Annotated in this window: 1 protein-coding gene; it reads left to right on the plus strand. The window is 64.8% G+C overall.

All coding sequences use genetic code 11. From position 1 onward, the window contains the following. Nucleotides 1-435: 435 nt before the first annotated feature. On the plus strand, nucleotides 436-1,034 hold a 599-nt coding region (locus tag LX88_RS43420), incomplete at its 3' end, for a transglycosylase domain-containing protein (protein ID WP_258953565.1).

Here is a 1,034-nt window from a genome sequence, read left to right on the forward strand (position 1 = left end):
ACGTCGATGCCGTCCACCCTGCCCACGTTGCCGGCGCCGAGATCCGGTGGTGTCATGAGCATCTCGCCGGTGCCTTCGTGCTTGGCGATCTGCGAGCCGGCCGAGTGGTCTTCCGAGCCTTCGGACGCGTGGACGTGCGCGGGACTCAGCATGCTCGCGACCAACGCGATCGCAGCGGTGCGAACGACAAGAGAGCCAGCACTTTTTTGCGAAGGCATTGGATTCCTCCCCGTGCGTGAATGTTCCTGATGGCCAGCTACCCGTGCCAGGAACGGAAAAACCGGACATGTCTTTGTTGGCACGAGAGAGTGAGTGAAAGCCCTTTTCTGCACGCTGCGTGACGGATTCCCGGCCTCGGTTCATTCGATGTGGGCGCCTGACAGCCGGTTCGGCGGGTAACCGACGAAAGCCGCATTCAGTGAGGGGAGTCTGGCCGTGGACCGCAAGTCGATCGTGCGCTGTGCCGGCAAGCTCGCCGGGCTCTGCCTGCTCGCCGGCGCGCTGGTGGCGGGGCTCCTCTTCCCCGTCACCGCGACGCTGGGAGCGTTGTCCAACACGCTCAGCGACCAGGTGAAGTCCACATTGGCCCAGATGCTGAACACCGACCCGCCGTTGATGACGACGGTGACGGACAAGGACGGGGCACCGATCGCGTACCTGTACGACCAGTACCGGGTGCGCACACCGCCGGACAAGATCTCACCGCACATGAAGGACGCGTTGTTCGCGATCGAGGACCGCCGCTTCTACGACCACAACGGCGTCGACTGGTTCGCGACACTGCGCGCCGCGGCCCGCAACAACGCGAGCGGGTCGGTGGAGCAGGGAGCCTCCACGCTGACCCAGCAGTACGTGAAGAACTATCTCGTGCACGTGCTGGCGCGAACGGACAAGAACGCACAACGCGCCGCCCAGGAGCAGAGCATCACCCGCAAGCTCCGGGAGGCGCGCATCGCGGTGGGTCTGGAGGTCGCGTTGAGCAAGGACGAGATCCTCGCGCGGTACCTCGACCTCGTGCCGTTCGGTTCGACGAT

Origin of the sequence: Lentzea californiensis, from assembly GCF_024648825.1 — a bacterium.
Lineage (GTDB): Bacteria > Actinomycetota > Actinomycetes > Mycobacteriales > Pseudonocardiaceae > Lentzea > Lentzea californiensis.